Source organism: Myxococcus llanfairpwllgwyngyllgogerychwyrndrobwllllantysiliogogogochensis, assembly GCF_006636215.1.
Taxonomy (GTDB): domain Bacteria; phylum Myxococcota; class Myxococcia; order Myxococcales; family Myxococcaceae; genus Myxococcus; species Myxococcus llanfairpwllgwyngyllgogerychwyrndrobwllllantysiliogogogochensis.
Window position 1 is genome coordinate 1 of the sequence record NZ_VIFM01000463.1, and the last position, 4,168, is coordinate 4,168.

A 4,168-nucleotide genomic window follows, 5' to 3' on the forward strand; every position below is an offset into this window, starting at 1 on the left:
TTATGAGCTAGTAGGAAGAGTCAGAGGTGTATAAGAGACAGGTCTACGGTTGCGCACTGGAGGAACCGCCCGAGGCCCGGGCCACGAACACCCCATGAAGCCCACGGAGGATGCCAGCGGCCCGACGGTGGCACTGAAGGAACGCGCCGTTCTGCTGTTCCACGAGCACCTGACCACGGTGCGACGCCGCACGGACCGCCTCTTCGCGGGACTGATGCTGGCCCAATGGGCCTTCGGCATCCTCGTGGCCCTCTTCGTCTCGCCCTACGGCTGGGAGGGCAAGGACCGCGCCCTCCACGCCCACGTGTACGCGGCGCTGTTCCTCGGCGCCGCGCTCACCGTGTTCCCCCTCGCGCTGGCGCGCTGGCGTCCCGGGGCCGTCTCCACACGGCACGGGGTGGCCCTGGCGCAGATGTTGTGGTCCTCGCTGCTCATCCACCTGACGGGTGGGCGCATCGAGACGCACTTCCACATCTTCGTCTCGCTCGCGTTCCTCTCCCTGTACCGGGACCCGTGGGTGCTCCTGACGGCCACGTGCGCCACCGTCGCGGACCACGTCATCCGAGGCGTCCTCTGGCCGGAGTCCGTGTACGGCCTGCCCAACGCGGAGTGGTGGCGCTTCCTGGAGCATGCGCTCTGGGTGGGCTTCCTGAACCTGGTGCTCCTGCACGCGGGCCGGGTGATGCGGCGGGAGATGCGCGAAGTGGCGGTGCGCCGCGCGGAGCTGGAGCTGGCGCGCGAGCGCGAGGAGGACAAGTCCGCCGAACTGGACCGCGCCCTGCGCGAGCTGAGCGGCTTCCAGGAGCACCTCATCCGCGTGGAGAAGCTGGCCGCGGTGGGTCAGCTCGCCGCCAGCGTGGGTCATGAATTGCGCAACCCGCTGGCCGCCGTGCGCAACGCGCATGCCTACCTCTCCCGACGACTGAGTCGGGATGCCATCGGGGCCGCGGATGACCCACGGGTCCCCCAGTTCCTCGGGGTGATGGAGCGCGAATTGGGTGCGTGCGCGAAAATCATCTCCGACCTGCTCGACTTCGCGCGCGAGCGGCCACCGGCGCTGCAGCCGTGTCCGTTGCGACCTCTGGTGGACGAGGCCATTGGCGTGGTCCCCTCGCGCGAGGGTGTCCGCATCCTCAACGAAGTGCCCGAGTCGCTCCCGGTGCCGAGCCTGGACAAGGAACAGTTCCGTCAGGTGCTGGTGAATCTGGTGCAGAACGCGGTGGAGGCCATGCCCCAGGGAAGAACCGGTCAGGTTTCAGTGCTGGCGGAAGGCGGCGACACCGGGCCGTGGGCCATTCGCGTGGTAGATGACGGGACGGGCATCCCTCCGGACGTGCTGCCCAAGATTTTCGAACCGCTCTTCACAACCAAGACGCGTGGCACCGGCTTGGGGCTGGCCATTGTGGCCAACATGGTGCAACGTCACGGCGGCACAATCTCTGTGCGAAGCGAAGCCGGCCGGGGTAGTGAATTCCATATTCATCTCCCGGCAACCGCGGCGGCGCAGGCCGCATGATGGAGGACGTGGCTTTGGGCCCCGCTCGCATCCTTTTGGTCGACGACGAGGAGGGGCTGCGCATCACGCTCGCGGCGAACCTGGAGTTGGAGGGCCATACCGTTCTGGAGGCCGCCAACGGCGAGGAAGCGCTGCGCCTGCTGGGCGAGCACCCGGTGGACGTGGTGCTCAGCGACATGCGCATGCCCGGGCTGCACGGGGTTGATCTGCTGCGCCGCATCAAGCAGGCGCGTCCGGACATGCCCGTGGTGCTGATGACCGCCTTCACGGCGGAAGAACTGGTGGAGGACGCGCTCGCGGAGGGCGCCTTCACCGTGTTGCCCAAGCCCTTCGACGTGGCGCACGCGCTGGACACGATTCTGCGCGCGGCGCGGGCTCCCCAGGTCCTGGTGGTGGACGACACGGAGCCGGTGGCGCGCGCCATGGTGCGCGCGCTGAGCACCGTGGGGCTGCGTGCGCGCGCGGTGTACAGCGGCGAGGAAGCGCTGACGTACCTGCGCTCGGGCGACTTCGACGTGTGCGTGCTGGATTTGGTGATGCCGGAGATGAGCGGGCCGGAGCTGGTGGCGAAGGTGAAGGCGGCGGATTTGTCCGTGGCCGTCATCGCGATGTCCGGGCACGTGGTGCCAGAATTGTTACGCAAGGTGGCGGCGCAGGGCGCGGTGGTGTGTATGACCAAGCCGGTGCCGCTGCGGGAATTGGTGCAAGCGATTGCCCGGGTGAGAGGCCAACCCCGGGCGCAGGGGCCCTCGGGGCCCCAGGGTGCGAGGAATTGACGGATGGGCGCGCGCGCAGATCTCCAAGCGCGGGAACGGGCCGCGGTGGCGGACGTCGTCGCCTCCACGCTGCGGCATGACCTCCGCAACAAGCTGGCCAGTGTCCGCAATGCTTCGTTCTACCTGATGCGGAAGATGCAGAAGACGGACGTCTGGAGCACGGATGCCCGGGTGGAAGCCTTCTTCCAGCTCATCGACCGGGAGCTGGCGGCGGCCGAGGAGGTGCTGACGCGACGCGCCCCGGTGGCCAGCAGCGACAAGCCCCTGTGCCACGCGAGCGAGGCGATGGAGCAGGGGCTGCGCGAGGCGAGGGTGCCGGAGCAGGTGCGCGTGGAGCGCGACTTCAAGGCCCGGGGCACGGTGCCGCTGGATTTGGAGGACCTGGCGCTGCTGGTGCGCTGTCTGGTGGACAACGCCGTGGAAGCGATGCCGCGCGGAGGAATGCTCACCGTGCGGACCTGGGACGTTGAAGAAGGTGAGGGCGGCGTGGGCATCCGCGTGGAGGACGCGGGAGAGGGGCTGGCGGCGGAGGCGTATTCACGCGCCTTCGAGCCCTTCTATTCGACACGTCCCGGCCACGCGGGATTGGGATTGAACATCGTGCAGCGATTGGTGCTGCGCAATGGGGGGAAGGTGGCACTGGACGGAGGCCCCTCGGGGGGCACGCACGTCGAGGTCCTCTTCCTGCACCGCCCGGAGGCGGGGGCCAGGATGCGGCTCGCGGGCCATGACGAGATACGGGGGAGCAAGTGATGGAGACGAGCTGGACCTTCGGGCGCTGCCTGCTGCTGGTGGAAGATGACCCGTCCAACCGGATGACGCTCGCGGCGCTGCTGGAGGAAGCGGGGTTCGCGGTGGTGACAGCGGGTTCCTACGCGGAAGCGGAGAAGTGGCTCAACCACCCGCGGCCCATCGACGCGGTGTTGCTGGACCAGAGCCTGGGTGACGGCTTCGGCACGGGGTTGATTCCGTTGGTGCGTCACCACATGCCGGGCGCGAAGGTGGTCTTCGTCACCGGCGCCGACAGCGCCATCGACATGCCGGTGGATGCCGTCTTCCGCAAGGGTGACCATTTCGAGGCGCTCCTGGCCTTCCTCTTCAAGCTGTTGCCCCAGAGACCGCTGGGGATGTCCTCGTCTGCTCCTGGGCCGCGTCGTCCCTGAGCTTCGCGGTGGTGTTCAGCTCCAGCTCTGGCCATCCAGTTCTGGAAAGGTGACCTGGCACTCGCCGGGATTGACGCCCTCCACGCGGGCGTAGCCATTGGAGTTGAGGGTGCCTTCGCGCGTGCTGCCGTCAGGCAGGCTCACGACGTAGCGCGCGTTGGGGACGGGCTTTCCCGCCTCGTCCTTGAGCTCGATGGCCAGCCAGGTCATCTCCTCCACCACGGCCTCGTCGGCCTTGGCCTCGGGTCTGGCCGTCCAGGGCGCTGGCACGCTCTTCGGGCGGGCCACCTCGAGCGCGACGAGCTCTCCGCGCGTGAAGGCGTCCGAGAGGCGCTGCTTGAGGCGTTGCTCGTAGCGGGAGCGCTCCAGGCCCGTCAGGCCGAAGGGGCTGCTGCCGCCGAGGGCTTCGTAGATGCCATACAGCGTGCGCGCCGACGGGGTGGACAGCCACCGGTCCAGGGATGACGTGACGAACACGTCCGGCACTCGCGGGCGGCGCTCTTTCGCGTCGGTGTCGACGGACGAGACGACGAGCCAGTCTGCGTTCCGTGCCGGCAGTGTCCACCGGCGTTCACCGCGATTGAGCGGCATGCTGAGTACCCCCGTGGGACTCAGTGTATCAGCAAAGGACACTCGGTGTCCGGTGGCGCGCGATTTTTCGTGCGGCCACGGGTCGCCCGACGGGGAGGTGTGGGTGGGGCCCTGGGGTCAGT

General features: G+C 68.4%; 5 protein-coding genes. 4 read left to right on the plus strand and 1 reads right to left on the minus strand.

Going from position 1 to position 4,168, the window contains the following annotated elements; genetic code table 11:
- Positions 1-94: 94 nt before the first annotated feature.
- Genes FJV41_RS48275 through FJV41_RS48290 form a run of 4 tightly spaced genes read left to right on the plus strand, consistent with a single transcriptional unit; the run spans position 95 to position 3,455 of the window.
- On the plus strand, positions 95-1,516 hold the full coding sequence (locus tag FJV41_RS48275) for a sensor histidine kinase (RefSeq protein ID WP_141649370.1): 1,422 nt from the start codon (positions 95-97) through the stop codon (positions 1,514-1,516).
- Positions 1,516-2,292 (plus strand): response regulator, encoded by a 777-nt coding sequence (locus FJV41_RS48280; protein ID WP_246137892.1) that lies wholly within the window; start codon positions 1,516-1,518, stop codon positions 2,290-2,292. The genes FJV41_RS48275 and FJV41_RS48280 overlap by 1 nt, the downstream gene beginning before the upstream one ends.
- Before the next feature lie 3 nt (positions 2,293-2,295).
- Positions 2,296-3,045, plus strand: coding sequence for an ATP-binding protein (locus tag FJV41_RS48285; RefSeq protein WP_141649372.1), 750 nt, complete (start codon positions 2,296-2,298; stop codon positions 3,043-3,045).
- Positions 3,045-3,455: a response regulator gene (locus tag FJV41_RS48290; protein WP_174456961.1), complete on the plus strand. Its 411-nt coding sequence runs from the start codon at positions 3,045-3,047 to the stop codon at positions 3,453-3,455. The genes FJV41_RS48285 and FJV41_RS48290 overlap by 1 nt, the downstream gene beginning before the upstream one ends.
- 15 nt (positions 3,456-3,470) lie before the next feature.
- Here FJV41_RS48290 and FJV41_RS48295 read toward each other — a convergent pair whose 3' ends face one another.
- Entirely contained in the window at positions 3,471-4,046 is a 576-nt protein-coding gene (locus FJV41_RS48295; protein WP_141649374.1) for a carboxypeptidase-like regulatory domain-containing protein, read from the minus strand.
- Positions 4,047-4,168 lie beyond the last annotated feature (122 nt).